Origin of the sequence: Pseudomonas sp. BRG-100 (genome assembly GCF_000737955.1) — a bacterium.
GTDB lineage: Bacteria > Pseudomonadota > Gammaproteobacteria > Pseudomonadales > Pseudomonadaceae > Aquipseudomonas > Aquipseudomonas synxantha_A.
In genome coordinates, this window is the sequence record NZ_JPRX01000001.1 from 1,766,785 (window position 1) to 1,791,695 (window position 24,911).

Genomic DNA, 24,911 nt, shown 5'->3' on the forward strand with positions numbered 1-24,911 from the left:
ATTCAGCTCCGGGCAATGAGTGACACAGCGGGAAACCCCCCGAATGGGTAAGGGTTACCCTCGCCAAAACGCGGGATGCAGCCCTTGCCCAGGGTGGCGTCGCACACGTCCAATTCAGGATCATCGGTAACCACCCCGTCCTTCGTGACGTAAGGGCCGGTGTATCCACAGTTGGGGCCTCTGTATCCACCCGTCAGGCACCAGTGGCACAGAGTGGTCATCTGCCTGCCGATCGTCTCGCCGCCGACATCGCCCGGACTGGCCAGGTCCCAGCTGACTGTCTCGCCGTCCTCGTTGGTTTTCTGGTCGACATACCAGACCTCGATCGATTCCTGGGTGGGATCGGCCGTGGGGTTGCCGCCTTCGAAGTTCACGGCGTCGAGAAACTCGGCCAGCGTATTGCGAATGGTCAGCTTGAACTCGAGCAGATCCTCGAAGGCCAAGCAGAGCGCGGTGATTCGCCCGTTCACGTTGCCGACCGAAAGCTTGGGCCGTACCGCGGTGCCGTCACCATTCGCCTCGCTGCCCTCGTACTGCATGGGCCAGGCGCCATACTCTTCACCCTTCCACCAGATCGACTTGGCCGGCATCTGGTCAGCGTTGCCGCCGGCGGCGATCAGTTCTGCAGGTGTGTGCGGTATCGCATGACCATGAAAGCGCAGAACATCGGCGCCGTAATCACTGCCGTCCAATTCGAACAGCATGACTTCGTTGCCAGGCTCAAGAGTCTGGATGGCATTGATCAGCGACATGGATTGACCTTTACGGGTGGAAAGCGCGCTCGAACGTCGCTGTCACTTTGAATATGCCCCCGCCCATGGGCGTAGGGGTTGGGTTCTTGCAGGTGAACAGGCCCAGCTGGCCGAGCGGCGTGGTCCACAAGAAGGCCTTGGCGCCCTGGTGGCGGTCGAAGAAGGCCATTAAGGCCAGGGCCGTCGACGTGTTGCCCGTGTGGGTGATCGGGTAGGAATCGACTTTGTTGTTGATCCCATCCCCGACCTCTTGCTTGTAGCCATCCCCAAACTGGGAGGTGCGCACCCGATAGGTGATATCGGGCGCCTCTCCGTGCTGGGTGGGCCAGGTGAACGTTTCAATCGCCATGGTTACCTCCCGTTGATGGCTCGCCAGATAGCGCCGCCAGGCTGTACGCCGCGCGCTATGGCCGCCTCGGCTTCAGTCTTGGTGACCTGCTGGATATTCCTTCCGGCCTGAGTTGTGTCCTCCTGCGTGGCAGCACTGCCGTCGCCAGCTGTCTGCACGAACACCGACACGGGGAAGTTGTAGGTGTTTCCACCCCCGCCACCGCCTGCCGCCGCCATGATCGAACTGCCGCCCGTCATTAATGGCGTGACGCTGCCACCCTGAGCGCCAGTCATGAGGTACGACCGTCCACCCTGACTGAACAGCTCGGGCCCCTTTTCGTTGACCTCGTACAGGGTATTCGGATCGACCGGGCCACCAGATGCTCGCCCTTCAACGAGAGCGCTACCGATGCTGGAGCCGAAGCTGCCAGCGCCGGTCGCCGCGCCGCCACCGAAGTACGCGCCCAGCGCACTACCTGCGATGCTCGAAAGCAAACCAGACGCGGCCTGCCGGGTGGCGATGCGCGCCATGTCGGCGATGATCGACTTGGTGAAGTCGGAAAACGAAAGTTTGCCAGTGACGGCAAAATTCGCGACCGCGTCCTCCATGCCGGAAAAGGCATTGGTGAACAAGCTTTTCGTCTGGCCCGCCACATCGTTGGCTGATTGAAGGTAATCCTCGAAAGCGGACGTAGCCCCGTTTCGCCATTCACCTTGCGCTTCAGACATCTTGTCGTAGTTGTCGACCACGGTGTCGCGGTACTTCCTTTCCGCATCCTCCAGGCTGCCAAGGTCGCGCATGTAGTCTTCCTGGCTGTACTTGTCAGGTGCGGTCTTGCGGCGATCCAGAAGCTTGGCGCGCTCGTCGTTGAACTTGTCCGTGGTTGCGTCGAGGCTCGCTTGCAGTGCCGCTTGCCGGTCGCCCACCCCTAGCCCGTTTGCTGCGCGGGAGCCAGCGGCTTCCAGTGCGGCTCGCTGCCGCTCCAGCTGGTTGACGTACGCCTCCGAGGCGGCCGTCAGTTGCTCCAGTCGGCCCTTCTCGTTCGTTGCAATGACGGTCAGCTGACTGTCGGCATCCTTCTGAGCCTTGACCATCCCTTGCCGTGCATCGGCGATCTTCTGGTCAAGTTGGATGCTCTGAGCCGCTGTCGTGGACTTCTTGCCCTTCGCAGCCTCCAGAGTATCAATCTCGGCCTGGTACGCCGCGGTGACATCGTCCTTTTCCTGATTGATCAGAGCCGACCGTTGCTTGGCGTAGTCAGACAGCGATACCACTCCAGCCTTCTGCTGCGCCTCCAGTTCCTTCTGGGCGTTTCGGTAGTCCGTGACGATATCGGAGAGGTTGTTTTTGGCGTGGGTGAAGCTGGTCAGATCGACTTGGGAGCCGGCGGCTTTCGGGTCTTTGTTTTTGTCGTTGAGGCCCTTTAGTAGCTTGTCGTAAGCGCCGCCGGAGAACTTAGCGCCGTCATAAATAACCCCATCGAGCAGCGGCGTTTTCTGTCCTGTTTTTTCGGCGTTCTCGTACAGAGCTCGGAACTGGTCGTTGAGTTTTTTAAGCCCCGCCTGACGTTTGGCGAGAGGATTTACGTCATCAAGCTGAGCGTCGAGCGCTTTCTGAGCCTCAATTGCTTTTTGGTTGGCATCCGTAGCCTCACCAGTAGCGGCCGTCTGAGCAGTGCTTGCGGCAAGGCGAGATTTCAGCCCCGCCAGTTTCTTTTCCAGCGCCTCAGTTGAGTCGTCATGCTCTCCGGTGCCTAGACCGAGCGCCGTATTGAGCGAGCTAAGCCCATTGGAGACTGCCCCAGCAAACCCGCCACCCTTGCGGGTATCAAGCACACGCTGAGTGATTTCGATCTGCTTTGTGAGGTCTGGAAAAGCTTCTGCCCTTAGGTATGAATAAGCGCGCTTTGTAGCGTTTCCGATGTCATCCCAGTCGCGCTCTATGTCGGAGAGAGAGCCTCGATAGGTTTTCAGGCGCTCTAACGCTGCCTGATTCAAGTCACCGCTCAGAACATCAAGCGCACGCTGATGATCGCCCTGATCATCGATACCCTTGATCACCTGGTACTGCTCGAGGGTGATCAGCCCGTACTGGCTGCTGATCTTGCCTGCCGCTTCTGTGGCTGTTTCGCCGGCGGTGGCAAAGGACTTGGCGAGCTCGCCAGCGCCCTGCCCGGTTATTTCACTCACGGCCGCTGCCGCTTCAGCCAGATTTCGCATCTGCGTGCCGCTGGTAGCTGCGCCGGATGCAAGCGAAACAACGGCCTCACGAGCACCGGACAGGTTGCCGGTGACGCGCCCGGCGCCGTCGGCCATATCCTTCAGGCTGGCGATTGTCTGACCGGCGCCGTTGGTACCGCCATTGATAGCTGCATTGAATTCGCGCGCCTGCTTCATAGCGTCGAGATATGCGTATGCGAGTGACCCGATTACTGCAACGAGTAATCCGGCAGGAATGACCATGCCGGCAAGGCTTTTCGCGGATTCTCCCGCACCGGCACCCAGTTGGGCGATTGCTCGAGCTCCACTGCCCAGGTCACCCGATTGCAGGGCGTTGGCGAGCTGCATTACGTTTTCTTGCGCTTGGCGTGTGCCAAGCTTCAACCTGTCGAACGCAGTTTCCGTAGCTGTCAGCCCGGCACGATCCTTGCCGATTTTTGCTAAAGCTTCGTTGTAGCGATTGGCGTCAGTCTCGCCTAGCTTATGAAGCTCGTTGAGTGCTCGCTCACGCTCTTCAAGCTTCGCCAGCTTGGAGGTTAGGGGGTCGATTCCATTCACGGTGCGCTTCAGCGCTTCGATCCGTCGACCCTCAGCCTCTATCAGGCGCTGCTTCTGCGCCAGTTCTTTGGCTTCAGCCTTTTCAAGCCTGTCGTGGGCCTTCCCCAACTGATCCTGATACTTGACCTGGTCCTCTATCGTTACCAGTCCACCTTTCTTGGCACGCTCGAGCAAGCCCTCGGCCTTGATCAGCGACTCCATGCTGGTGATATTGCCGGTCATCGCCTTGTCCAGCTGGCTGATGACATTGATCTCAGCTACCGCGCTGTCGGCGGCTTTGCGGCTTGCACCGGCTCTGCGGTCTATCGCGGCGGTAGACTTGTCGACACCCTGTGCCACCTCACTTTCAGCTTGAGTGATCTTCTTGCCCGTGTTGGCCAAGCCCTCACCAGTCTTGCCTAGGTCGTCGATCGCCTTCTGTGCACCTTCTGCCGAGTCGACCAATTTATCCAGGTCGTCAGCGGCCTTTGCCGCTTGCGAGGACTCAACGGCAATGCCCAGGGAGGCGAAGTTGGTGCTCATTATTTTTCTCCGGGCATAAAAAAACCCGCCTGGGCGGGTCTGTTTTGGGTGTGCTGTGCCGGCAATTAGCCGTCACATAATTTTCACGAAAATACCGCTAGATCCTACTTCCCAAGCACCTGCAATTTTCCCATTGCGAAACAAGAATTTGTAAGGCTTTGCGCCGACGTACCCGCCATAGCTGTTCTTTGCATTAACAGTCACGTCAAGCAAGTAACCTGCTTGAAGCTTTCTCCCTTCGAAGGCACTTCCTACAAAGTAACCTTTGTAGACTGAACCGAAAGAGTATCTGGCGGACTCGGGATCCTTCAAGTACAGGCCGAATGCACCTTTGGCTTGGCTTACCGCATCATCCTGGGATATCGGATAGCCGTAATCAGCAGAGCTGATTTCTTGCTGCGTCGGCATGGGCGCACAGCCCTGGAGAAGGCCAGTAGTTGCAATACAAAGAAGTCCCGCAAAACACATCCTTTTGAGCATCGCCTCATCCTCGCTATCAGAGATGGCGGAAATGTATCACAAGATCGTCAAGTGCTCTTTCCAAACGAGAGAGCAACACGAAAGCCCCGCATGGGCGGGGTTCTTCGGGTTTGGTGGAGGCTAGGCGGTGTCGATGGGATTGACCAGATGCAAAAAGCCCAACGCGTGGGCTGGGCTTTGAGTGCATCAGTCTTTCTTTGGGGAAGGCGCAGGCGGTGGAGCTTTCGGCGCCTGGGCGGGCAGCACATTTCTCGTCCGGTCAGGATTCACATTCATCCCGTCATTGACGTGTTTGCGCTCCAGAATGTGATGCTTTGGTTGTTGATCATTCATTTTGCGTCTCCTTGAGGCTCTAGAAATTCGACCCATTGAACATCGCTGTTAGCAATAAGTAGATACGTTACTCCGTCCTGAGGAACCAGATCGTCACCAACCACCCATGTAGGAAACTCCATAACGAAATGTCCGCTCTCTGGCTCCGCCGGCCAGGCTAATGGATATCCCATAAGCCTGCGTCCGTCCTTAAGACTCAGCACCACCCCGCGATCAGGAAAGCGCAAGAAAGCATACCTCCACTCACCAACGGATGCCTTGGCCGTCAGCCCTACCTTCCGCGCAAACTTGTATAAAACATCGTGGCGTGAGAAGTAGGCTAGAGCTAGTCCAAATCCAATCGCGAGGACGACCGCCCAAGACGTGGCAACATTCTCAGTCCATACGCCAAGTGTGCCCCACTGGCCAACCCAAATAGCGATAACGGCTATGCCATCTACCAGGATCTTGATCAAGCCCGTACAGATGAGCGCCTGAATTACCTGTTCAAACTGGCCGGGCTTCTTCGCATCAGCTAACCAATAAAACACCACCATGGCCAAAAAACCTGGCAGCAAAGCCTGCAAGATTGGCATCAGCGTTCCTGCGATTTCACCCATGGAAGGACATCCATATTGATCCAGGCTGTTAGATTACCCCGGACCTGGCCAGGCATCCAGTGTGTATGAAATGCCAGTGGCGACCAAGCGCCGCGCGGTAGTAGCCTCCTGCCATACGCAAGGACTCCCCAGTCCTACGCCTGCAAGCCCGAGGACTGGGATAGCGCCAATATCGGCGCGTTTATGACCTGGAGGTCAATGTGATTAACAAGCCAGATTTTGTGTACATCTATCAAGGAGATATTGGATACCTCGCAGATTCGCTAGGCGATGCCCTGAAGGTATCTCCCCGGGCTATTTCTGATGGCCTCTACATGTTCGGGTCCAGCCTTGCCTTAGAGGATGTTGAGGACAGAATGAGAAAAGCAGAGAAAGACTTCGCCGTTATCGAGATAAGAAATTACTACGCCCAAGGCACAGGTACCCCACTGCTAGGCGCATTATTCGCTTTGTTTTAAGACGGCTTATGCTTCCCAGAGCTATAGATCACCTTACCCCCCTTGACCTCGATTGATGCGCCTTCGGTAAGATGATACGGGCCGCTGAGCAAGTACTCGGCGCGCCCGTCCTGAACATCAACTTCGACAGGCTCGCGACGCGGATTGGTCAGTCCTCGACGCCAGGCGATTATTGGGAAAAACGGATCAGACTGATTCATAGATCTCTCCTGCGGCCATGCCGCGTCATGTTGGTTTTCTTGCGTCTTTGGGCCTGAGGATCAGCCCCCCCTCGCGCTCTCCCGCTGTTCCGCCATCACCTGTAGGGCTTCAGCCTCCATATGTCGGAAGTCGCTGAAAATGGTTTGTCGCTGGCTGATCGGCACGCCGCACATACGAATCACCCCGGAGAGAACGCTGTAGTCCATGCCTGTTGCGCCGAACGCGCCTGTGCGCCACTGGGTGCTCATGGCCTCGAAGACTTTGAAGGCCTCCCAGTTGTCCGGCCAGATGCCGACTTCCTTGTCGGGGATATCCTGGCGCGATAAGCCGAAGGCCATCAGGTCCGCATCTGATGGCCCAGACTCATACAGGGCGCGGGAGGCGCTTAGGAGTTTCCCAAGCGGGCTTCGCTGAAGGCCTCGGCGTACGCGTTCAGCACTGCCTTAGGCGCCGAGTTGATCGAGTTGACGAGGATACGCACGTTCTCAGGCGTGAATTCCTCTTCGATATCCCAGCCCACCACCACATCCAGCAGTTGGTCAGCTTGCAGGGCGATCTGGGCGGCCGTGAAAGCTTTGAGGTCCATATCCCCGACCTGCTTGCCCAGTTCGTCGTGTCGCTCGTTCCAGCCGGTGTACAGCTCGGCCAGCGCGGTACGGTCCAGGTACTTGAACTCGAACTCCACCTTTTCGGCGTTGTAGCCTGCGCGCTGGATCATCACCGGCGCCTTGAAGGTCGGTTTCTGGATCAACTTGAACTTGGCCATGGATTACACCGCTGCCGCGTAGCGGGTTGGACGACCGGTCAGGGCGATGCTGATGACGCGAGTCATCAAGTTGTTGCGGGACATGGTCGGCGTCGAAGTGATCGACACGTAGCCGTTGTAGATGATGCTGCTGCCGCCAGGAAGGTTGAGTCGGAGCAGGCGCGCTTGCTTGTCGTCGTCGGCAGCCTCACAGACCTCCACATAAGGCTTGGAAGGATCATCGGCGACGGTGATGGTCAGCGTGATCGGATTCTTGGTCGTTGGCATCTGGCGATCATCGTCGTCCGCCAGGAAGCCAAAGGCCAGAAACTGCTGGTCGCCGCCGCTGGAATTCAGCTCGGTGATTTGCGAAATCTCAGTGAAACCCGTCACCTCGCGCACCGAGCCAATGCCCGAGCCGGCCGGATACTGCTGGACGTTGACGGTATTCACGTTTTCCAGCGCGAAAGTGCCGCTGGCGATCTCGCCGACACGAACACCACGCCCTTCAAGGCGAGTCCAACCGGAGTTGACGGCGATGACATCGCCTTCGGCCAGGCCATGCGCTGCCGCGGTAGCGACGGCTGGATTGGCGTTCGTCAAGGCGGTGAATGGGATTGCGGGGCCGTAGGCGGCTGCAATCTCAAAGGTGGCGCCGTTGGGCATTTGGATGCCGGCCATGGGTGTTTCCTCTTTTTCAGAAATGACAAAACCCGCACAGAGGCGGGTTTCAGGGTTTGCCCAACGGGCGTAATCAGATGGCGATGTCTGCTCGGTATTCGAACGAAACCGGCACGGTGAAAGTCGGTGGATCAGGGATGCCCGGGCCAGGGTCGACCGGTGACATCGTGACGACGGTGATGCCGGCCTTCGTGTCTCTCGCGTAAAGCGGAAACAGCGCGGTCAACTCAGCCACGATTGGGTTCGTCTTGGTCTTGCCGGTATTGGCCGGAGCCACAATGCTGACCTGGTAGACGCCGATGAATGCGCGGTGGTCGCCAGCGAGCGTGCTGCTCGCGGTATCACCTGGGAGCATGAACGCCCGCAGATAGGTCTCGCCGTCGGCCGGGTCGTATTGGACGTTTTCGAACACAACCTTGATCGGCTCCGTCCGGGCCTTGCTCCAGGCAATCAGCTTGGCCTCGTAAATGGACGCAATGATGGCGTGGCTCATACCTGATTTTTCCTGATTGCATCGTCGACAGTCTTTTGGAAGTTGGCCAAGGTGACTCGAACCATCCCGTGCGGTGCTTGCTTGCTATGCCCATACTCAAGCGGGATTCCGTAGGGCAGGTTGTTCACGATGTAGGCGGTTTGCCCCGCCGTCAGGGATTGAACCTGTGCTTTGAGCACAGCGATGCTGACGTTTCCGCTGACATCGATCTGATCAAGAACGCCATCTGCTGGAGTATCAATCGAGAACTGCCAGTTCCCGCGGAACCTTCCGCCTACGTAATCTTTGCCTGCCACGAGGCCGTTCACGTTGAAGTTCTGGTCGCGCTCGGTCTTGGTCAAGGGCTTCGCGTACTTCACACCCTTTCGCAGCTTGCCGGCTTTGGTGAAGTTCGATTCGTTCAGATTGATGATCGTGTTGCGCACTGCGACCTTGAAATCGTAGTCATCAGCCGCCCGGGTGTTCGCCTGGCGGTGAATGACGTTCGCAGCCCAAATTTCAGGGTTTCCCACTGGCGACTTGAGGATGACGCTGCTACCGATTTCGATGACGATCTCGCGGATGGTTGCGTCGATACCAGCCTGGGCGCGCTCAGCGAAGTCGCGGATATTCTCGGCAAAGCTGCCGTTCATGCTAGCGTACTTGCTCGCCATATCATTTCCTCAGTTGCGCCGTCCACGTTGCGTCCGCCGGGTCCGCGGACACATTCATCACCCGTAGGCCATTGACGATATCGCCGATGGCCGGTGCAGCCGGTACCGCCGTCGGAACACCGGCCTCCGACACGAACAGTTCGTTCTGCAGCACCAGCAGCTTCTTGTCGGTGGTCTGGATAAGGGAGCCGTCGATCTCCTTGGACAGGTAGCTGCCCAGAACACCGCGCCCCGAGTACGTCACAGTGGTCTCCGGCGTTTCGCCGCCCAGGTCAGGGTCGTACTCGCCCGCCACCTTGCGCACGCCTGTGACCGGCTTGACTGCGTCGGCCAAGCCATCAGGATCGTCGAACGCCTCGGCCAGTTCAGCCTGGATCTCTTCGCGCATGCCCATGATCAGATCCTTTTCAGCATCATCACGCCTGAGCGCTTGATCCACGGCTCCAGTAGGGCCAGGGCGAAGTTGACGCCCGCCGACTGATCGGTAGAGCCCGCCACGTAGGTCTTGCTCACGGACGTGCCGGACTGCGCGGATACTGTCTTGCTCTGCACTTCCTTCTGCGTGGCCGTGTACAGCTTGCCCGCCGCTGCCTCTTTGGCAACCTGGGCGCCGGCTGTTTTGATCTCGGCCGGAACCGGATCAGGAACAGCCCGCTTAATCTTGGCCGTGAGCCAGGCATTGGCCATGGTCACAGCAAGGACCGGATCACCGGTGCCGGCCCAGTCAGGACCCAGCGAGGCATCAACATCGGCAACGGTGATGAAGTCGGTCATGTGTTTGTCCTTATTCCGCTGGCACCAGGGCCTGCAGGTCTTCTTTCTTGGCGGTCGCGTCGAAGGCAATGCCCTTCGCGGTCAACCACTCTTTCAACTCGGGGACCTTCATTTTCAAAGGGTCGGTTTCCGGCGCTTCCTGTTCGTTGCCATCGGAAACCTTGATGCCGGCCGCTTGGTAGGCGTCGTAGATGTCCGGGGCATCGCCATCAACGACCACCTCTGTCGCGGAGCCGATGACGCCAAAAAACTCGCTGAGCAGGCGGTAGCACACGCCGCGCTCTTTGCCCGGCTTGTCCGTATAAATCACTTTCATGAGTCACCTCAAAAGCATCCCGGCGCCCATAAAGACGCCAGGTTGTGTGGGCCGTATTACGGCGTGGTGGTACCGCTGATGACAGCGGCGAACGGGACTTGCTTGCGGTTGAACACGCGCTCCCAATTTCCTGCGGAGGCGTACTGAGTCGCGGTTGGGCTGAGGTTCTGAGCCTCGGAACCCTTCCAGCTGAAACCGGCAGGCTGGAGGATGTAGGTCTTCCGCTCCCACAGAACTTCGGCGCCGCCACCGTTACCGCCGCCTGGCTTACGTTCCAGCTCTACCGGCACCTTCGGCGTGCCTTCGCCGTAACCGAAAGCGCCCTGGCCGAAGAACACGGACAGGTACTTGCCCGCGCCATACACCAGCGCGTCGTCCATGAACACTGGCTTGCCGAGGTAGGTGGCCAGGATGATCTTGCCGTCGGAGTCGCGCAGGTACTCGATGAGGTCCTGCTTGACCATCTGGTTCATCACCACCGAGTGCACGCCGATCGCGCCGAACTGGTCGGCCGCATCACCGGCGGTGAACGCAGCGTCTTGGAAGGCGTTCGCACTGATGGTTGCGCCCGCGTCGATGACCATGTCACCACCGTTGTTCGCGATGTTCGAGGCGATGATGCCGCGAGCCGCGCCCAGGGTGTAACGCTGCCACTGGCGGGTCCAGTAGGTGCCGAAGCGGTTGCGGATCTGCTGCTGTGGTTCGGTGTTGGCCAGTTCCGCAGTCAGATCGGTTACGCCGTAGCCTTTGTTGAGGTACAGAACACGCGCACGCATGCTGTCCTGCTCGACCTTACCGACCTCGCCCTGGTCGTTCGGGTCATCGTTGCTGATGTTCGGGGCTTCATCAGCGTTGAGATCCTGCCAGTAGCTGATCTCGGCGGTACCCTGGCTGCCGGAGGCAATCGCGTCCAGCACGGGCGAGCGAGTTACGATGCCCGACTCGTACACAGCAGTCTTTTCCGGGCTGTTAACCGGCGCCAGGGAGGCGTAGTAGTCGCCGACGAAGATGTCGGTCAGTTGGGTAGTTGCCATGGATTAGGTTCCTTTGGTGGCCTGGATTTTCTTGAAGAGCTCAGGGTTGTCACGGGCGATCGCAGCGCGCTCGGTTTCCGTGTACTCGCCCCACTTTTTCGTGGCCTTGCCACCTTGATCGCCGGTCGGACCGGCACCCTGAGCCCTTGGCCACAGGTGCGTTGCTGTTTCACGCAGAGATTCCGCCCATTCGAGCGGCGACAGCGGGGTCTTCCCGTCCTTCCCGTAAACGACCTCGCCGTCACGGTCGGTGGCGATCGCTTCGCCGTCTTCACTGAGTTTGAAAGTGCCCCGGGCGCGCAGGATGATGTCCTCGGCGGCCTCAGGGAGCGCGCCGGCCTTGATCGCAGCAGCGCGGATGGAATCGGCCAGCACTTTGTCGCTGTACTTGGCGGCGAATTGCTCGGCCTTGTCGGCGCGGGTCTTCTCGGCGCTCAGCTTGGTGTCGTAGTCGCTGCGCAGGCGCTCGGTGCGGCGAGTGATCACCTCGTCCAGCTTGCCTTCAGCGATGAGCTTGGTTTCTTCGTCCTGGCCAACCTTCGCAAGCAGCCCCTTGACCGCTTCGATGTCCAGGCCTTCGAACTGCCCCTTCAGCTTGTCCAGTTCGGTTTTGATGGTCCGGTTCGAGCCCAGCAACTCCTGGTTCTTGGACTTGAGGCCGGTTACTTCCTTGTCCAGATACTCCTGAACCTTTCCGCCTAGCGCCTCCTGAAGGGCTACGGTCTGAGTTGCGTCGAGGGTGAGGCCAGCGGCGGCCGGGTCAAATTCAAATGGCATGGGTATCCCCTGGGGACTTGGTTGGCCCGCCTGACGGGCATAAAAAAAGCCGCCCATTGGGCGGCTTGGTGTGAATTCTGTGGTTTATCGGACTATCGAAAGCCCGCGCATGACCAGGTAATCGGCGAACTGCGTCCTGCTCGGCGCATATGGCGGCGGTCGCATACGCAGGCCTGGCGTATCTCGATTCAATCGAGTCCGCCGCCCGTTTGGCTCGGTACAGTGGGTCGGCTCTTCGATCTGAAAGCCCTGCTCTGCTGCATACAGCTCGATCGCCAGCCGTACCTGACCCCATTCAAGCTCAAAGGGCACGAACGTCTCAGACAATGTCTGGTATTCGATCTTGCAGTCACGTCGGGGCCAGGCCATTGCCTGTTCAGGATTGGCTTTGCGCCCTTTCCACTGGCGACCGTTGATGTCGGCCGCAGCGCGCAGCAGCAGTTCGACCTGGTCAGCCTCTGCTTCAGGTATCCGGAACCCGTAGTAGTTGCCGAAGAAGGTCAGCTTCTCCAGCGGCACGAAGCTATTCGCGTCTGGTCTGCCCTTCCCGTCCTCAACGATGATCTGCATGTGCTATCTCAACCTGGTTGAGCGCCGAGTGTAACGCCTGCTCGGATGAACATGTCAGGCTCTGCATCCTTCAGCTGCGCCAGGGTCAGCGGCTTGAACGACTTGTCGAGCTGCAGCTTGGCAAACTTCTCCGGCGTCAGGCCACCATCACGGAACAACTTACCCCGGACCGGCCCGAGGGCATGATCCTGGAAGCTCGCCGGCTGCGTTGCCAGCCACTCGTAATAATTCAGGCGAGCGTCGACCTGGGCCCCGCCATTATCGCCCACCGAGGCGCGCGTGGCGTCCTTGGCGAACATCTCCGAAAGCCTGGTGGTGGGCACCGTAGTTGATCGGCAGTTGATATGCGCCGGCGGCAGCGGGCCTTTACCCAGGTCGAAACGCATCCCATCCAGGCCCTTGCACTGCTGAGAGGTCTTGCGGTCGAGCGTCGACACCCAGCGGTAGCCCAGAACCACGTCACTGTTGGCCTTCAGCGTCTCCATTCGCGCCGTGGTAGCCACGTGCTGGATTGCCGTCTGCACCACGGCGGCAGCATTGCGGTTGCTCACCGCCAGGACGCCGTCAGTGAAGTTCTGCGCCGCGGTGCCGCGAATCGCCTGGATGATCTGGGCGTTGGTCTGGCCCTGGCCGAAGCCGAGCCGGATCGTGTTCGTGACGCGCATCGTCTCGGTCCGCGTCCAGCTGCTGACGAAGCTCTTCAGCAGCTTGCCGCCGTCGATGCCCTTGACCTGAAGCGGATAGGAGAACACCGCCGCACGGATCACCGTGTGGGTCGGCACCACCGCGTCGATGGAGAGCGCATTGCTCAGGCTTTTGGCCTCAAAGCTCGACTCATACAGCGCGATGTCGACCAGGTCGGCCTGTACCAGGTCGCCGTAGGCTTTGTAGATCTCCAGCAGCTTGCCGTCCACCCGGGCCAGGAATTGCTCAAGGCGGTCCCGGCTGTAGGTGGTCAGCTCCTTGCGGGTGAGTTGCTCCCGCACCAGTTTGTCGATCTGGCGCAGGTACTTCTCGAACTTCTTGACCTCGCCGGCCTTAAGTCGCTCCAGCATTACCGAGTGGCGGGTGGTCTGCTCCAGCAGTTGGCTGTCCGCCTGCGCCAGGCTTGTCGTTGGCATCGTCGTTGTCCAGGTTGATGCCGGCCGACTCGCGCTCATCGCTGATCAGGTCGGCCTCTTCGTCGTATGGGCGGTCCGGCAGCTTACCGGTGGTGAGGTACTGCCAATAAGTGTCGGCGCTTACAGTTCCAGCCATCACGCCCTTGAGAAGTTCGGCGAGCACCTGGGCGTCGACCACTGGGGTTACGAACTCGGGATTCACCTTGAACTTGACCTGCTTGGGGTCGTAGCCCTTCCACTCTGCCGCGTACCGCAGGCCCTGCTCCACCGCCTCGGCCACCGTGATAACGATGCTGTGCAGTGTCGCGTGCTGGTCGTTCTGGCGTGTTTTACGCGCTTCGCCCGACTCGGTGCCGGCCACGTCCATGACCTTGGCGCCTGCCTCAAGCGCGGCGTTCTTCTGGTCATCCATGGCTTTGCGCACGGCTTCGATGCCGGCGCCTTGGAATTCCAGGTAACCGCACTCGCCATTCGGACCGAGGTCCCATGCCGCCGATGGGCCGGTAACGCTCAGCTCCACCGCTTCATCCAGGCCAGAAACCCATGGCTGCGGGTGACTGGTCTGGTGCAGTGAGGTGAAGTAGTCAGCGCTCAACTGGTAGGACTTCAGCGCGGCCCGCGCCATGGTCAGCAGCGGCACCTCGTCGACATCCGGAGAATTGTCGGTGGAACCGCAGTAAATCACGGGCAGGTATGGCAGGCCTTTGACCAGCCGGTTATCGGTACCAGTGGTGCCCAGCGGCTTTTCGCCCTCGACCAGCTCACCGCCTTCATTCCGCACGGCGGTGTAGCAGACGTCGTTCAGCATGAAGAACTCGCGAAACACGGTGTAGCAGTCATGGCTGTAGCGATCGCCGCCCTTCTTGCGAAACTCGCGGAACACCGAGAGGACCAAGTCCTGCCGACCACCTTGATCAGCAGTGTCCCAGTTGATCGCGTTGCGAGTGGCGTACGTCGAGAAGTACGGCTCACCGCTCTCGTCGATGTTCACCACCAGCGGCACCCGGCCGTGGGAAATGGCCTGGCGCACCATCCGGAAGAAAAGTTGCTTCAGGCCGAAGCCGTCGGCCGTTGCATTGTCTTCCAGCGCCTTCAGCCCGGCGGGCAGTTCGATCTCCGGAATCAACCGGGAGACCAGACCCATCATCGAACGCAGCGAGTCGCGCACCCAGTGCTCGTACTGAGCCCGGTTCGTGTAGTTCTGGTACAGATACTTGTTGCCGGCGCCGTCGAGCTTTTCCGCCTCGACCATACCGCTCGGCTTGGGCAGGTTGCACTCGTTGCGCTTCACGGCGCACTCGCCCTCGAGCGCGTCGTCCATCATCTCCCACTCCGCGATGTGCGCGTCGTAGTCGGGGTTTGTCGATTGCACTGGCATCAGGCCAAGCCTCCAATTCGGCGTGTTCCGCCTGTGCGTTTGCGTCGGCCCATCGAGACGGCGAAGTAGCGGAAGGCATCCGCGCCGTGTGATGACCAGTCGTGAAGTGGTTTGTCTTTCCAGCAGCCCCGCTTGTCGTCCCACTCCTTTCGATAGTTCTCCAGGCAGGAAATACCCAGTTCGCACTTGGACTCATCGAAGGCGCAGGCCGGAAGAATCTCCCGAACCTGCTCAATACCCTCGTCGATGCCGAGCTTTGGAACAACGCTGAACTTGAGGCTGTATTTTTGCCCGTCGATCTCATAGCCCTCTCGGGCCAGTTCGCGCCGGGTCTTGCCGTCACTGCCGAATTCGCGGTTGTCGATGTCGTGCGGGCCCCAGTGATCGCCGTACGTGTATTTGCGATCCTTGAGCACCTTCATGTAGTGCCGCAGGCCTTCACCGCTGTTCTCGTAGAAGTCGATGACGTGGTATTCCTCGCCGACGATCCGAACGAACCAGATGGCCGTAGAGTCGCCGACGCCGATATCCCATATCGTGTGCACCGGCAGATGACTGTTGTCCGGTATCGGGCCGATTCTCTGCGCGCCATAAAGTTTGGTGAACTGCTTGGCGTAGTAGGCCCCCTCGATCGACTGCTGAAAGGCTTCGGCCGGCAGTGACGGGTATTCCCGCTTCATGTCGTCGCCGAGCGTCTTCTCCTTGGCTGCGTACCACGCTCGCTGGCCGTCGTCTGTGACGATCCCGTGCTTGGCGTGTAGTTCGCTGAAGTAGTCGGTCAGGCGCTGGGGCAGCACCACGTCGGTCGAGTCAAGGCTGTAGGCTTTGTTGTTCCACCAGCTGAAGAAAAAGAACTTCCAGTCGAGCAGGCCCAGCGGGACACCAGCGAGTTGCTGGCGCTCTGCTGACTGACTGTAATCAAAGAAATACCCGGCCCGGCCTTCTGCCGTCGACTCGATGGTGACGAAACAATCAGCGGCCACTGCCTCGAAAGCACCGGTGACAATCTCCCGCGCCTTGTGCGGGAACTTAGCGCAGATCTTCCCGAACTCGGATACGTGCAGGTAACGCAGCGTGCCGCCCCGGAAGGAGGTGGAGACGTAAAGCGAACCGCCCTTGCTGAATACCAGTTCGCCGGCGGCGTCATTCCTCGCCGGGTTGGCAGCGCGCAGCTCTTTCGGCAGGTTGTCGTAGGCGTACTTGACCTTCTCCCGAAACAGGCGCTTCGCGTCGTTCAGGGTGTGGGCAATCAAAGCGCACTTGGCAGCCTCGAACAGCGCGGCATCCAATTGGACGATGCACACCAGCGTCGTAAAGCCCAACTGGCGAGCTTTCAGGATGATGTTCCGGGTATGCATCCCCTGGAAGTAATCGATCTGCTCCTGCGTCATGCGGAAGCGAACCTTCTTTCCCTGCTTGTCGGTGATGAAGTAGAGATTATTCAGTCGCCAGAACCGATCCCGAAGCAGCTTCATGTGCTCGGGTTTCATATCAGGCGTCCTGTGATAGTTCGTCCATCATCTTCGAGATCTCGTCGGCGTCGTCCGTCTTCTCCTTCTCGTCCAGGCTGAATGCCTGACGCTCCAGAACCTGCAGGTTCTTCATTGCAGAGGAAAGCTGAAACAAGGTTTTGGAATTGCTGGGTAGTGCGACAGCAGCGAGCATCGAGGCCCGGCGCATGCTGTTATTGTCCTCGTCAGTCTCGTCGATGATCGCGTCTTCGATCTCTTCGCGGCGCTGGATGGTATTGAGCAGGTCATCCATCAGCAGGTTCGCAAGGTTCGTGGCTTTGCGAATGTCTCTACGGTGGCTGCGAACCACCCGAGCGCCTTCCTCTGCGGCCTCTTCGATGATCTCGGCGTCAAGTTCGCAGTTCGCGCCTTGGTCGTTGCGAACCTCTCCGCGAACCAGCTTGCTGCGAACCTCTTTGCGCACCTGGTCAGAAAGGTCTCTCGCCCATCCTTGGACCTTGGCTTTCTTCCTGATTGCAGTGTCGCTCACGCCTTGGCGCTCTGCGATAGTCCTGATGGAAAGCGAACCGGCCCGGTAGGCACGTTCGATTGCCTCCCAGTCGGGTTGCTTGGTTGTCATAAATTGTCTCAGCTAAACCTAAGGCTTGATTGAAATATTAGGGGTTTGCCGGTATTGGTGAGGATCAACTCAACAGCAAGGAATGCGACATGGCTCTTTTAGATCACGTCAAGTATGAAAACGGTTCAGCGGCAGACAAACGCGGCCTAGCTGTAAATGCTGCGCTGGAACTCATCTCTGTGCGCATTGGGGCAACCTCCCCCAACGGAAACCATCTAGACCAAGAGTTGGGAAAGCTCTCTAGCTACGCGGACAAAATCCAAGAGGCTCTGAAAGCGCAGTGATCCATCCGTGCCGCACTCACCTGCGGCACACCTACCCTTCCCCGTTATCCAGCAGGACATCAATCAGCTTCTGCTCACCCAGGCGTATCGCACCCAGGCATTGCAAGTCGTCACACTTGGGGCCGAGGCCAAACACAGTGACCTCTCCCTTCGCCCCGATCAGCGTCAAGGCGCCTACGGTGCACTCTGGATGCTCACCGGCATCAAGGTCATCGGCAATCTTGCGCAGGGTCTTGGCTGCATCGCGCCAGTCTTCGCGCTTGAACTCCAGAACCTTGACTCTCATACGGTCACCATCTGGTGTGTCTGTGCGTGTGCGTGACCGTGAAGCAGTCCAACGATCAGGCCCTGCGGCAACCCGGCAGACTTGGCGGCATCCACGGCATCAGCAATGGCTTTGTCGAGCGCAGTCACGGCTGCGTTGATTTCTTGCCCCAAGGGAAGCGCGTGGCGCAGGCGGGTGACTTTGCTCATCTGCAAAACCTCGCGCCACGATTTGGCGCATTCGAAAACGTGGCGCGGATTACTGCGATACCCGATTGAGGGCTTCGTCCGCTTTGTCGGCAGCCTGAGCCGCAGTAGTTGCAGCCTTCGTGGCTTTGTCGGCGGCGGTACCAGTTTGGCGGGTCAGCTCTTCCAGGCGCTTGTCCCGCTCAGTCATGGCCGTGTCGTAGGCCTTGCGTATGTCAGTCACTTGGCTGCTCTGCTTCTCGGCGAGCGACCAGTAAGCAGCCTGGTAGCCCAAGACAGCACCACCACCCACCAGCACGACTGCAATAGCCCAGACCTCGGCCCGGCGCCACCAGCGGCGTGCGATAAATTCCAAAGCACATCTGTCCATCAGGCAATTCCTCCCAGCTTGGTGCGCAGGCGAGTGATCTCGTCGCTCTGTTGCGTCACGCGGTCAGTGAGTTGAGCGACCTGACTGGTCAGCGCTTCGATCTTGCCTTCCATGCGCCCTACTGCTGCGGCCAGGTCGTTCCGCTCTTTCGCGAATTGATCGGCGCGGGCTTCGGCTTCCTTGCGGGCCGCTCGCTCCTGGTTCAGCAGCTCGTTCAACCGCTTCAGCGTGCCGATATCGGCGCTGTCCATCGCGCGGTCAGTCGCATCCTTTGAAAGGAACCGGCGCAGCCATAGCAGGCCGCCCAGCACAACGGTGGCACTACCGCCCAGCCAGGTAGCTGTGCCTGGGCCGAGGTCAGTAGGATCCATCGTCACTCCAAGAATAAATACCACAAATTAGTTGTATTACCACAAAAACGTTGTATGCTGGACCCATCCAAACAACGAGGCGAGGTGATGAAGTTCAGCGAGTTCAGACGATGGTTAAAGGCCAAAGGGGTGATCTTCGAAGCCGGCAAAGGAAGCCACTTCAAAGTCATAGCCCCAAACGGCAACAGGACCACCTTCGCGGATCACGGTAGTAAGGAAATGCCAGAACCGACCCGCAAGGCGATCATTAAACAACTGGGGCTCTGAGAGCCCCCTTCACCACATCTGAGCGCAGAGCATCACCTCCAAGGAGTGACCATGTACGACTATGCAATCCGTTTTGAGCAAGACAGCGCCACAGGGGTGGCCGTCTTCTGCCGCGATCTACCAGAGCTGAACAGCTACGGCGACGACAAAAATCACGCCATCAGTGAATCGGTGGATGCGATCGAGTCAACCTTGTCTATCTATGTTGATCAGCGTCGGACGATTCCCCAGGCATCAGCACCAGAGGAAGGCGAATATGTTGTTCGCCTTCCGGCCGTTACCGTGGCGAAGATATTCCTGTGGAACGAGATGATGGCTCGCGATATGCGCAAGGCCGATCTGTGCCGTCTGCTTGGCGTAGCCCAGACACAAGGCGATCGCCTGGTGGACTTCCTCCACACCTCCAAGATGGAAGCGATCGAAAAAGCTCTCTCCGCTCTTGGAGTAGGAATACTCGTGCAGCCTATCGATCCGGCAGCCGTTAAAATTCAGTTCTACCCAGGCTTCGGTCCGAAGGGTAATAGGGCCATCTTGGTCAAACTCCCAACGATTCCCTTCTCGGCCCTCCCAGATGAACTCCGCTTGGATTATGAAGGGATTACACCACAAGAGAGCGTGATTAACCTTAACGATCTTGAGTCTCGTTGGTGGCTTACAGAGCAGGATGCGCGCAACTTGAAAATCAAAGGCTGGTCAGCATTCTCGTTTGCGCCAATGGCATAACTTTCAGGTTGTTAATAGCCGCCATCTCTTGCAATGGAACCGTGGCGGCTAATTTGAGGCTCAAAAAACCCGGCGCTTTGCCGGGTTTCTCTGTGCTATTTAGATCGAATGACTATAGAAAAGAGCGTACGATTCGATTCCGTCGTTTGGCTGTTTGATGCCCGCATTTGAATAGTGAGTAGCGCGAATACCGACTCGCTGCGTATCGCCAAACTTCAAGCCAGCGCCGATCCGATCTTCAAAGTTGAAGGAGGATCCGAATTTTTGATCGCCAGCGGTCGTACCCGAAAACATTGCGACGCCGACGCCAGCTTCAATGAACGGCTTGATGTTGCCCTGTCCAAACTCGTAAACGAAAACTGGCGAGAAAGAGACAGAGTGACGGGCACCAGCCTCTTTGCCCGATTCCCAGTACGTGTACCCCAGATCCCAATAACCTGTCAGCTTGCCTGTCGAACTTTGCAACCAGGCCTTGTCCCAACCAAAACCCAGCGCCGTTCGGGCAGTCAGACCACTCTGACTAGTGGCACCAATAGCGCCAGATATTTCTGCAGCCTGCACGTTCAGGACTGCACAAGAAAGCACGAAAGCAGCGAGTACTATTTTCTTCATTTTATGACCAGTTAGTATTGAAAATACAGGCAATTACGTATTTTGGAGACACTCAGAGGCAAGCAGTATCCTAATCGCTCCAAAAACTTTCAACCCGTGATTTTTCAAGCGTGTCTTGGCCAAGTACCCCCACTCTCCGCGTATCCGTACATATCACACCCAATAAAAAACCCGGCGCTTGGCCGGGTTTAAGGTTTCGTGTGCGTTTCGCGTTACTTGTGCACTATGGGAAAAGTACATCAAAAACCCCAACATGACAATACCTTTATGCCGCTACCTCTTCTTTTTCTGAGTGAATGACCTGCCATACCGGCTGTTGCACACGAATATCCACTTCCTCAATGGCATCCCGCAGGAAATTCCACGCTTCTTTCCAGTCCCTATCCCAAACTTTGGGTTCTATGTGGATGCCGTAGAGCTTGAGCATACCCTCAGCGATACGAGCGGGACCCCACTGAGCGCCGTCGTGAGCCTCGACCTTGTAGGACTGCAGGGCCATCGTCACAAGGCAATGCACTTTCGCCTCCTTGGCTTCGGTCAGGGTGGAAAAGTCCACGCAGCTCCAGATCAGCTTCTCGGCGTTTAGCACGTGCGCGAGCGTCATGCATGGGTGATACAGGTAGTGCCCGAACTGCTGCTCCTGGAATGGCAGGGTGCCGATAGCGCGCAGGACTTTACCAATGGTGGCCAGGTGGGCGGCGCGGGCCGTTGACTTGCCCGCGGATGTGCGCCGGGTTTCGCTGATGCTGATCCGCTGCCCAGGCACGGAGAAGCGCCCGGCCTCCTCCCCTTTCTCGCTGCCCATGGCTGGGAACTGGGCGTCACGCTTGCCGATGCGCCCTCCAGTCTTCACCGGTGCCGACTCTGCCCGGTCAATTGCTACAGCGCTGATCGACGCGTTCGATTCATGCTGAGCTTCGGTCCATACCTGCCTTGCGTTGATCAGTTTCATGCTTCGCCCCCAGTCTTCTCAACTTTTTTTAGTTTTCCAGCTGCATCAATGTGAGCTGGTGGCCACCCGCGAATAGCGATGTTTACGGCTCTAAACGGAAGCGATATGAGCCACACAGCCGGCCCGCACAACATCCAGACAAGGAAGAATGTCAGCACTGGACTGTTTGACATAAATTCAAAAATATTCACGCTGCAGCCCTCTTGAGTTCTTTGGTCTTTGCCCGGTATTCGGTGGTCATCGCCTTCAGTTCTTCCACGGTGTACTTCTTGGCCTCATGAGGGCCTTCAAGCCATGCCACCTTTTCCTCGCCAATTCTCTGTAGGAGCGAGATTCGGTAATTGATGAGGTTTCCTGAGAGATGGTTGTTGCATGGGGCGCACTGTTTCCAAGCGTTGAGCGGTTCAAACCTCAACTCTGGGTTCGCTCCTACAGTGCGGTAATGGCCCGCGTGATACTGGCCTTCATGGTGGCGGCCGCAGCTGATGCATGGCAGTGCCGCATCACGGGCGCGCACCCAGGCGTTGAATGCCTGCTGTGTGTCCTTGAGGTGGTCCGCCCTGGTCTTCAGCTTCTCCTTGCGTACCTTGATCTCCCGGCGCCCTACCTCTGCCAGCGCCTTGCGAGCGGTCGCTTTCCCCCTCTCGGACTGTCCATGAGCGATCGCGCATTCGATCTCACCGCAAACCGCCTGCGAGTCACGGGCAGGCGCGAACATCACTCGGCACTCTGGGCAGCGCTTGCGGCGTGATGCACCAGACTTGAGCGGGGTTTTGCGTTGCAGCGGGGTGCGCTTCATACAGCCTCCTTGGCTGTCTGCCGGTTGTTACCGAACAATGGCGCTTGACCCTGGGCCAACTTCCAGTCGAACTTCTCCTTGCAGCCTGTAGCGCACTGGCGAAGGTTCAGGCTTGGCATGTTGCTCATAGGCTCGCCGCAGCCAGGGCAAGGCTTTCCGTATCCGTTGTCGTGGCTCATAGCGCCCTCCTCACTGCGCGCTCTACTTCGGCCTTACGGTCGCGGCACTTGCGTTCGAAGTCTTCTACTGCGCGCTTGCGGCGGTGATCGAGTACCGTCCCGATGACCAGGGCCAAGGCAATCAGGACTCCGTAAATATCTGCGTAATCCATCAGTACCTACCTCCCCAATTGTCCTTCTGCGTCCATCGCACCTGGTGCTCGGCGCCGAAGGCGTGAACCCACTCAATCAACTCGCCGCACTGCTTCACGGTGAGCTTGCTGGTGCGCTCGTAGATGACGTCGAAGCCGTTGCCGTCTACCGCAGGGATCATTTGCGGCTGGTCGCCCGACTCACGCAGCCAGGCGGCAGTCAGCAAACGCTTCCAGATCAGGACGTCCCACTTCTTACCGGCGTGCTCGACCTGGGCTGCGATATCTGCCAGCGCCGCGTGCAGCGCCTTGTTCTGCTCCCCGCTGCGGTCCACTTCGGTGATGGCGAGCTTCTTGGGCTTGGTGATGTCCATGCCAGCGATATGACCAAGCACCCTTGCGCGGTCTGATTCGTTGCGGATCTGGAGGCTGGTCATTGGGCAAACCCCGCATAAATGCCCATCCACACCGCCAGAACCAGGCCGATGAGGATTGACGAGAGAAGGACTAGGAGCGTGCAGTAGGCGAAGCGCTCAAGGTGTTTGCGCGTGCTCATGACTGAACCCCCGTCTTCTTGCTGACCTTGCCTTCCGCCTCAAGCTGACGCATGGTTTTGCGCAGGGTGTTCAAGTCATAGGCTCGCATCATTGCCTTGATCCACTTGTTCACGATCGTTACGCAGGCATAGGACAGAACGAAAAGAACCAAGGCCAGGACGCCAACGGCCGAACAAATCATCACTCCGTAGCCGATCCATTGAGCAATCTCGTTCATGACTGCTCTCCCTTGCCCATGGCGGCGAGCAGGTCGTCGCACTTCTTCACGACAGAATCCAGATTGGCCTGACGCAGCGGGCGGTAAGTCGCCATGCACTGTCGGTGTTCGTCCGCTTCGGTGTTGGCCGCATCGCGCAGGGTTTCGAACAGCTCCAGATCACAAAGCACCTTGCCTTCTCGTTCACGGCGCAGCGCCTCGTTCTCGGCCTTGAGCTGGTCGCGCTCGGCGCCCCACTGCATGGCGGCCTCCTCCCACTGCCTGGCACACATGGCGTGATGGTCGTTCTCGGCGAGCAGGGCCAGAACTGTTACGGGATCAACCTCTTCGTGGAACTGCTGGAGCGCTCGCATTTCCTCCTCTTCGTCGGCGAACTTGATGGTGTCCTGGGCGGCGTATTCGGCAGCCTTTTGGAGGTCCGTGTAGTCGGTCATGTCCGTTGCTCCTGAGTCTTGTTCTTGCCGAACTTGGCCAGCAGCAGTTCGCGGGCGGACTTGCCGTCGGCCGGGATGCCTTGCTGAATGATTTTTGCCTGGACTTGCTGGTCAGCCAGTTCGTTTGCCAGTTCGAATTCGGTCTTCTGGCTGTCGTGGCCAATACCGGTGAGGATCTTCCCGTCCATCGGCTGGCCTTCCTGGGCGCGGCGTATCACCACGGCGTAGTTGTGGTCGAAGCGCTGCCGAAGGCCCTTGTCTTCCTGTTTGGCGGAACGCAGGTCGAACAAGCCGGTGGCAATGGCCGCGATCTTCACGCCTTCGTGGCTGTAGACGCCCATCAATGCCTCCACCCATGCGTCAGCGCTCGCTGGCAGACCAAACGCCTCCGGCCCAGGCGTGCACCAGCCTATGAACTGGCCGACGCTTGGGGCGAACGGAGAGCCGCTTTTCCGGCACTGCTTGATTCCATAGCGGATCTGCTCCAGCGAGCGAATGCCGGCGGCCATAAAGCCCATCGTCCAGTTGCGCATCGCGGCGGCTTTGGCCTTGTCGTCTGGCCAGGCCTGCTTGTGCGCCGGGAAGATGGCCTGCAACTGCCGAAACAGGCGCTCCACCACTTCACCGGTGGCATCATCCACAACGCCCAGTTGGGTACCTGTCTGCGCCGGGGCCTGATAAGGGGCGGCGGTGGCCAGGGCCCGTGCTGCACCTGGGATCATCTGAGTGACGTTCTTCATAGGTCATCACTCGTATCGGTGCGCCACGATTGGTCGTAGTAGTCAGGGCCGTTGCCAACAGTTCTGCCGCCAGGCACGACCTTATCTGGGAACAGACCAGTCCAGCCGTTGCTGATGGACTGGATGATCACGGCGTCGGGCCAGTGGTGGCCGGCCAGGGTCTTGGCTTGGCGCTCGCAGGTGGTCTTGGTCAGCTGCTTGCGGATCTCTTTGCGGTGCTGGCACCAATCAGCCCAAACCTGTTCGCTAACGTTGGTCGGCTTGCAGGTAAGCGGGTCGAATTTTGAAGCCTTCTTTTTGCCCGCATAGGGAGCGTCAGCGACCGGCTGCTCTACTGGTTCAATGACTGGTTCAAAAGAGTGACTGGTTCTGGTGCTTTCTGGGCCTACAGGGGGTGTAGGCTGTGTGCCTACACCTGTGCTTTTTTGGCCTACAGGTGTGCTTTCTGTGCCTACACCTCCAAGGGTCAGCAAATAGAGGTTCGACGAATTGCCTTTCGGGCCATCGCGGTTCTCAATTTTCAGCAGACGCTGCTCTTCCAAGTGCTTGATATGGCGGCGAACAGTACTGCGGTCGATCTCGCATTGGTCGGCAATGTGCTGGTAGGACGGCCAGCACTCGCCCACGTCGTTAGCGTTGTCGGCCAGCTTGATCAGCACCAATTTTCGCAGCGGGTTCCCGACCTTGGTCTTCATGGCCTTGACCATCAGCTCCATGC

General features: G+C 58.6%; 38 protein-coding genes and 1 pseudogene. 4 read left to right on the forward strand and 35 right to left on the reverse strand.

The features are described from left to right. Positions 1–2: 2 nt before the first annotated feature. The 6 genes from JH25_RS19490 to JH25_RS19470 form a co-directional block, all read right to left on the reverse strand. On the reverse strand, positions 3–752 hold the full coding sequence (locus JH25_RS19490) for a phage minor tail protein L (RefSeq protein WP_032877388.1): 750 nt from the start codon (positions 750–752) through the stop codon (positions 3–5). Between the two features lie 10 nt (positions 753–762). Further along, a complete protein-coding gene (locus JH25_RS19485) occupies positions 763–1,101 on the reverse strand; it encodes a phage tail protein (RefSeq protein ID WP_032877389.1) in 339 nt (112 codons plus the stop codon). 2 nt (positions 1,102–1,103) lie between these two features. Continuing rightward, entirely contained in the window at positions 1,104–4,382 is a 3,279-nt protein-coding gene (locus tag JH25_RS19480; protein WP_032877390.1) for a phage tail tape measure protein, read from the reverse strand. Positions 4,383–4,454: 72 nt separating this feature from the next. Beyond that, positions 4,455–4,862, reverse strand: a complete 408-nt coding sequence (locus JH25_RS19475; protein ID WP_032877391.1) for a hypothetical protein — start codon at positions 4,860–4,862, stop codon at positions 4,455–4,457. Between the two features lie 186 nt (positions 4,863–5,048). Then, entirely contained in the window at positions 5,049–5,195 is a 147-nt protein-coding gene (locus JH25_RS28605) for a hypothetical protein (RefSeq protein WP_164699508.1), read from the reverse strand. Beyond that, positions 5,192–5,794 (reverse strand): DUF6338 family protein, encoded by a 603-nt coding sequence (locus tag JH25_RS19470; protein WP_032877392.1) that lies wholly within the window; start codon positions 5,792–5,794, stop codon positions 5,192–5,194. The genes JH25_RS28605 and JH25_RS19470 overlap by 4 nt, the downstream gene beginning before the upstream one ends. 200 nt (positions 5,795–5,994) lie before the next feature. Between JH25_RS19470 and JH25_RS19465 the strand changes: the two genes are divergently transcribed. Beyond that, positions 5,995–6,252: a hypothetical protein gene (locus tag JH25_RS19465; RefSeq protein WP_032877393.1), complete on the forward strand. Its 258-nt coding sequence runs from the start codon at positions 5,995–5,997 to the stop codon at positions 6,250–6,252. Here the strand turns inward: JH25_RS19465 and JH25_RS19460 are convergent. The 16 genes from JH25_RS19460 to JH25_RS19385 form a co-directional block, all read right to left on the reverse strand. Then, complete coding sequence (locus JH25_RS19460) at positions 6,249–6,452, reverse strand: hypothetical protein (protein WP_032877395.1); 204 nt, start codon at positions 6,450–6,452, stop codon at positions 6,249–6,251. The two genes, JH25_RS19465 and JH25_RS19460, sit on opposite strands and share 4 nt — an antisense overlap. Before the next feature lie 60 nt (positions 6,453–6,512). Then, the gene (locus JH25_RS19455) at positions 6,513–6,791 is read right to left on the reverse strand and encodes a DUF1799 domain-containing protein (RefSeq protein ID WP_032877396.1); all 279 of its coding nucleotides are present in this window, start codon (positions 6,789–6,791) and stop codon (positions 6,513–6,515) included. A 47-nt stretch (positions 6,792–6,838) separates the two neighbouring features. Beyond that, positions 6,839–7,219, reverse strand: a complete 381-nt coding sequence (locus tag JH25_RS19450; protein ID WP_032877397.1) for a phage tail assembly chaperone — start codon at positions 7,217–7,219, stop codon at positions 6,839–6,841. 3 nt (positions 7,220–7,222) lie between these two features. Then, a complete protein-coding gene (locus JH25_RS19445) occupies positions 7,223–7,879 on the reverse strand; it encodes a phage tail protein (protein WP_032877398.1) in 657 nt (218 codons plus the stop codon). Positions 7,880–7,952: 73 nt separating this feature from the next. After that, positions 7,953–8,372, reverse strand: a complete 420-nt coding sequence (locus tag JH25_RS19440; RefSeq protein WP_032877399.1) for a phage tail terminator-like protein — start codon at positions 8,370–8,372, stop codon at positions 7,953–7,955. Next, positions 8,369–9,025: a hypothetical protein gene (locus JH25_RS19435; protein WP_032877400.1), complete on the reverse strand. Its 657-nt coding sequence runs from the start codon at positions 9,023–9,025 to the stop codon at positions 8,369–8,371. Before JH25_RS19435 ends, JH25_RS19440 begins: the two co-directional genes overlap by 4 nt. 1 nt (position 9,026) lies before the next feature. Further along, positions 9,027–9,419 carry a hypothetical protein gene (locus JH25_RS19430; RefSeq protein WP_032877401.1) on the reverse strand — a complete coding sequence of 131 codons (393 nt, stop codon included), beginning with the start codon at positions 9,417–9,419 and terminating at the stop codon, positions 9,027–9,029. A gap of 2 nt (positions 9,420–9,421) precedes the next feature. Beyond that, positions 9,422–9,799 (reverse strand): hypothetical protein, encoded by a 378-nt coding sequence (locus tag JH25_RS19425; RefSeq protein ID WP_032877402.1) that lies wholly within the window; start codon positions 9,797–9,799, stop codon positions 9,422–9,424. Positions 9,800–9,809: 10 nt separating this feature from the next. Next, a complete protein-coding gene (locus JH25_RS19420) occupies positions 9,810–10,115 on the reverse strand; it encodes a HeH/LEM domain-containing protein (protein ID WP_032877403.1) in 306 nt (101 codons plus the stop codon). Positions 10,116–10,171: 56 nt separating this feature from the next. Beyond that, positions 10,172–11,149, reverse strand: a complete 978-nt coding sequence (locus JH25_RS19415; protein WP_032877404.1) for a major capsid protein — start codon at positions 11,147–11,149, stop codon at positions 10,172–10,174. A 3-nt stretch (positions 11,150–11,152) separates the two neighbouring features. Next, complete coding sequence (locus JH25_RS19410; RefSeq protein ID WP_032877405.1) at positions 11,153–11,926, reverse strand: hypothetical protein; 774 nt, start codon at positions 11,924–11,926, stop codon at positions 11,153–11,155. Positions 11,927–12,010: 84 nt separating this feature from the next. Beyond that, a complete protein-coding gene (locus JH25_RS19405; RefSeq protein ID WP_032877406.1) occupies positions 12,011–12,496 on the reverse strand; it encodes a DnaT-like ssDNA-binding protein in 486 nt (161 codons plus the stop codon). Between the two features lie 8 nt (positions 12,497–12,504). Then, on the reverse strand, positions 12,505–13,617 hold the full coding sequence (locus JH25_RS19400) for a minor capsid protein (protein WP_032877407.1): 1,113 nt from the start codon (positions 13,615–13,617) through the stop codon (positions 12,505–12,507). After that, entirely contained in the window at positions 13,535–14,995 is a 1,461-nt protein-coding gene (locus tag JH25_RS19395) for a DUF4055 domain-containing protein (protein WP_032877408.1), read from the reverse strand. The genes JH25_RS19400 and JH25_RS19395 overlap by 83 nt, the downstream gene beginning before the upstream one ends. Next, the gene (locus JH25_RS19390; protein WP_032877409.1) at positions 14,995–16,485 is read right to left on the reverse strand and encodes a terminase; all 1,491 of its coding nucleotides are present in this window, start codon (positions 16,483–16,485) and stop codon (positions 14,995–14,997) included. Before JH25_RS19390 ends, JH25_RS19395 begins: the two co-directional genes overlap by 1 nt. Position 16,486: 1 nt before the next feature. Beyond that, complete coding sequence (locus JH25_RS19385) at positions 16,487–17,086, reverse strand: hypothetical protein (protein WP_032877410.1); 600 nt, start codon at positions 17,084–17,086, stop codon at positions 16,487–16,489. 89 nt (positions 17,087–17,175) lie between these two features. Between JH25_RS19385 and JH25_RS19380 the strand changes: the two genes are divergently transcribed. Then, positions 17,176–17,370: a hypothetical protein gene (locus tag JH25_RS19380; protein WP_032877411.1), complete on the forward strand. Its 195-nt coding sequence runs from the start codon at positions 17,176–17,178 to the stop codon at positions 17,368–17,370. A 31-nt stretch (positions 17,371–17,401) separates the two neighbouring features. Here the strand turns inward: JH25_RS19380 and JH25_RS19375 are convergent, their stop codons facing one another. The 4 genes from JH25_RS19375 to JH25_RS19360 are packed head-to-tail and all read right to left on the reverse strand — an operon-like array spanning position 17,402 to position 18,582. Continuing rightward, a complete protein-coding gene (locus JH25_RS19375; protein WP_032877412.1) occupies positions 17,402–17,656 on the reverse strand; it encodes a hypothetical protein in 255 nt (84 codons plus the stop codon). Beyond that, on the reverse strand, positions 17,653–17,844 hold the full coding sequence (locus JH25_RS19370) for a hypothetical protein (RefSeq protein ID WP_032877413.1): 192 nt from the start codon (positions 17,842–17,844) through the stop codon (positions 17,653–17,655). The genes JH25_RS19375 and JH25_RS19370 overlap by 4 nt, the downstream gene beginning before the upstream one ends. 49 nt (positions 17,845–17,893) lie before the next feature. Beyond that, positions 17,894–18,211: a hypothetical protein gene (locus JH25_RS19365; RefSeq protein WP_032877414.1), complete on the reverse strand. Its 318-nt coding sequence runs from the start codon at positions 18,209–18,211 to the stop codon at positions 17,894–17,896. Further along, a complete protein-coding gene (locus JH25_RS19360) occupies positions 18,211–18,582 on the reverse strand; it encodes a chemotaxis protein (protein ID WP_025856073.1) in 372 nt (123 codons plus the stop codon). The genes JH25_RS19365 and JH25_RS19360 overlap by 1 nt, the downstream gene beginning before the upstream one ends. Before the next feature lie 87 nt (positions 18,583–18,669). Here JH25_RS19360 and JH25_RS19355 point away from each other — a divergent pair, with 87 nt between their 5' ends. Both JH25_RS19355 and JH25_RS29350 read left to right on the forward strand, forming a co-directional pair. After that, positions 18,670–18,849 carry a type II toxin-antitoxin system HicA family toxin gene (locus tag JH25_RS19355; RefSeq protein ID WP_032877415.1) on the forward strand — a complete coding sequence of 60 codons (180 nt, stop codon included), beginning with the start codon at positions 18,670–18,672 and terminating at the stop codon, positions 18,847–18,849. Between the two features lie 51 nt (positions 18,850–18,900). Further along, positions 18,901–19,308: pseudogene (locus JH25_RS29350) on the forward strand (type II toxin-antitoxin system HicB family antitoxin); the annotation flags it as partial. A gap of 363 nt (positions 19,309–19,671) precedes the next feature. Here JH25_RS29350 and JH25_RS19350 read toward each other — a convergent pair. From JH25_RS19350 to JH25_RS19310, 9 genes are all read right to left on the reverse strand, one after another. Continuing rightward, a complete protein-coding gene (locus tag JH25_RS19350) occupies positions 19,672–20,184 on the reverse strand; it encodes an acyloxyacyl hydrolase (RefSeq protein WP_032877416.1) in 513 nt (170 codons plus the stop codon). A 265-nt stretch (positions 20,185–20,449) separates the two neighbouring features. Next, the gene (locus JH25_RS19345; protein WP_032877417.1) at positions 20,450–21,136 is read right to left on the reverse strand and encodes a hypothetical protein; all 687 of its coding nucleotides are present in this window, start codon (positions 21,134–21,136) and stop codon (positions 20,450–20,452) included. A gap of 187 nt (positions 21,137–21,323) precedes the next feature. Further along, positions 21,324–21,935, reverse strand: a complete 612-nt coding sequence (locus JH25_RS19340) for a recombination protein NinG (RefSeq protein WP_032877418.1) — start codon at positions 21,933–21,935, stop codon at positions 21,324–21,326. 330 nt (positions 21,936–22,265) lie between these two features. Next, complete coding sequence (locus JH25_RS19330) at positions 22,266–22,682, reverse strand: recombination protein NinB (protein WP_032877420.1); 417 nt, start codon at positions 22,680–22,682, stop codon at positions 22,266–22,268. Further along, positions 22,679–22,801 (reverse strand): hypothetical protein, encoded by a 123-nt coding sequence (locus JH25_RS29200; RefSeq protein ID WP_268872683.1) that lies wholly within the window; start codon positions 22,799–22,801, stop codon positions 22,679–22,681. Before JH25_RS29200 ends, JH25_RS19330 begins: the two co-directional genes overlap by 4 nt. Then, entirely contained in the window at positions 22,798–23,019 is a 222-nt protein-coding gene (locus tag JH25_RS19325) for a hypothetical protein (protein ID WP_032877422.1), read from the reverse strand. Before JH25_RS19325 ends, JH25_RS29200 begins: the two co-directional genes overlap by 4 nt. Continuing rightward, positions 23,016–23,453 carry a hypothetical protein gene (locus JH25_RS19320; RefSeq protein WP_032877424.1) on the reverse strand — a complete coding sequence of 146 codons (438 nt, stop codon included), beginning with the start codon at positions 23,451–23,453 and terminating at the stop codon, positions 23,016–23,018. The genes JH25_RS19325 and JH25_RS19320 overlap by 4 nt, the downstream gene beginning before the upstream one ends. After that, positions 23,450–24,193: a replication protein P gene (locus JH25_RS19315; RefSeq protein WP_032877425.1), complete on the reverse strand. Its 744-nt coding sequence runs from the start codon at positions 24,191–24,193 to the stop codon at positions 23,450–23,452. The genes JH25_RS19320 and JH25_RS19315 overlap by 4 nt, the downstream gene beginning before the upstream one ends. Continuing rightward, entirely contained in the window at positions 24,190–24,909 is a 720-nt protein-coding gene (locus tag JH25_RS19310) for a helix-turn-helix domain-containing protein (protein WP_032877426.1), read from the reverse strand. The genes JH25_RS19315 and JH25_RS19310 overlap by 4 nt, the downstream gene beginning before the upstream one ends. Positions 24,910–24,911 lie beyond the last annotated feature (2 nt).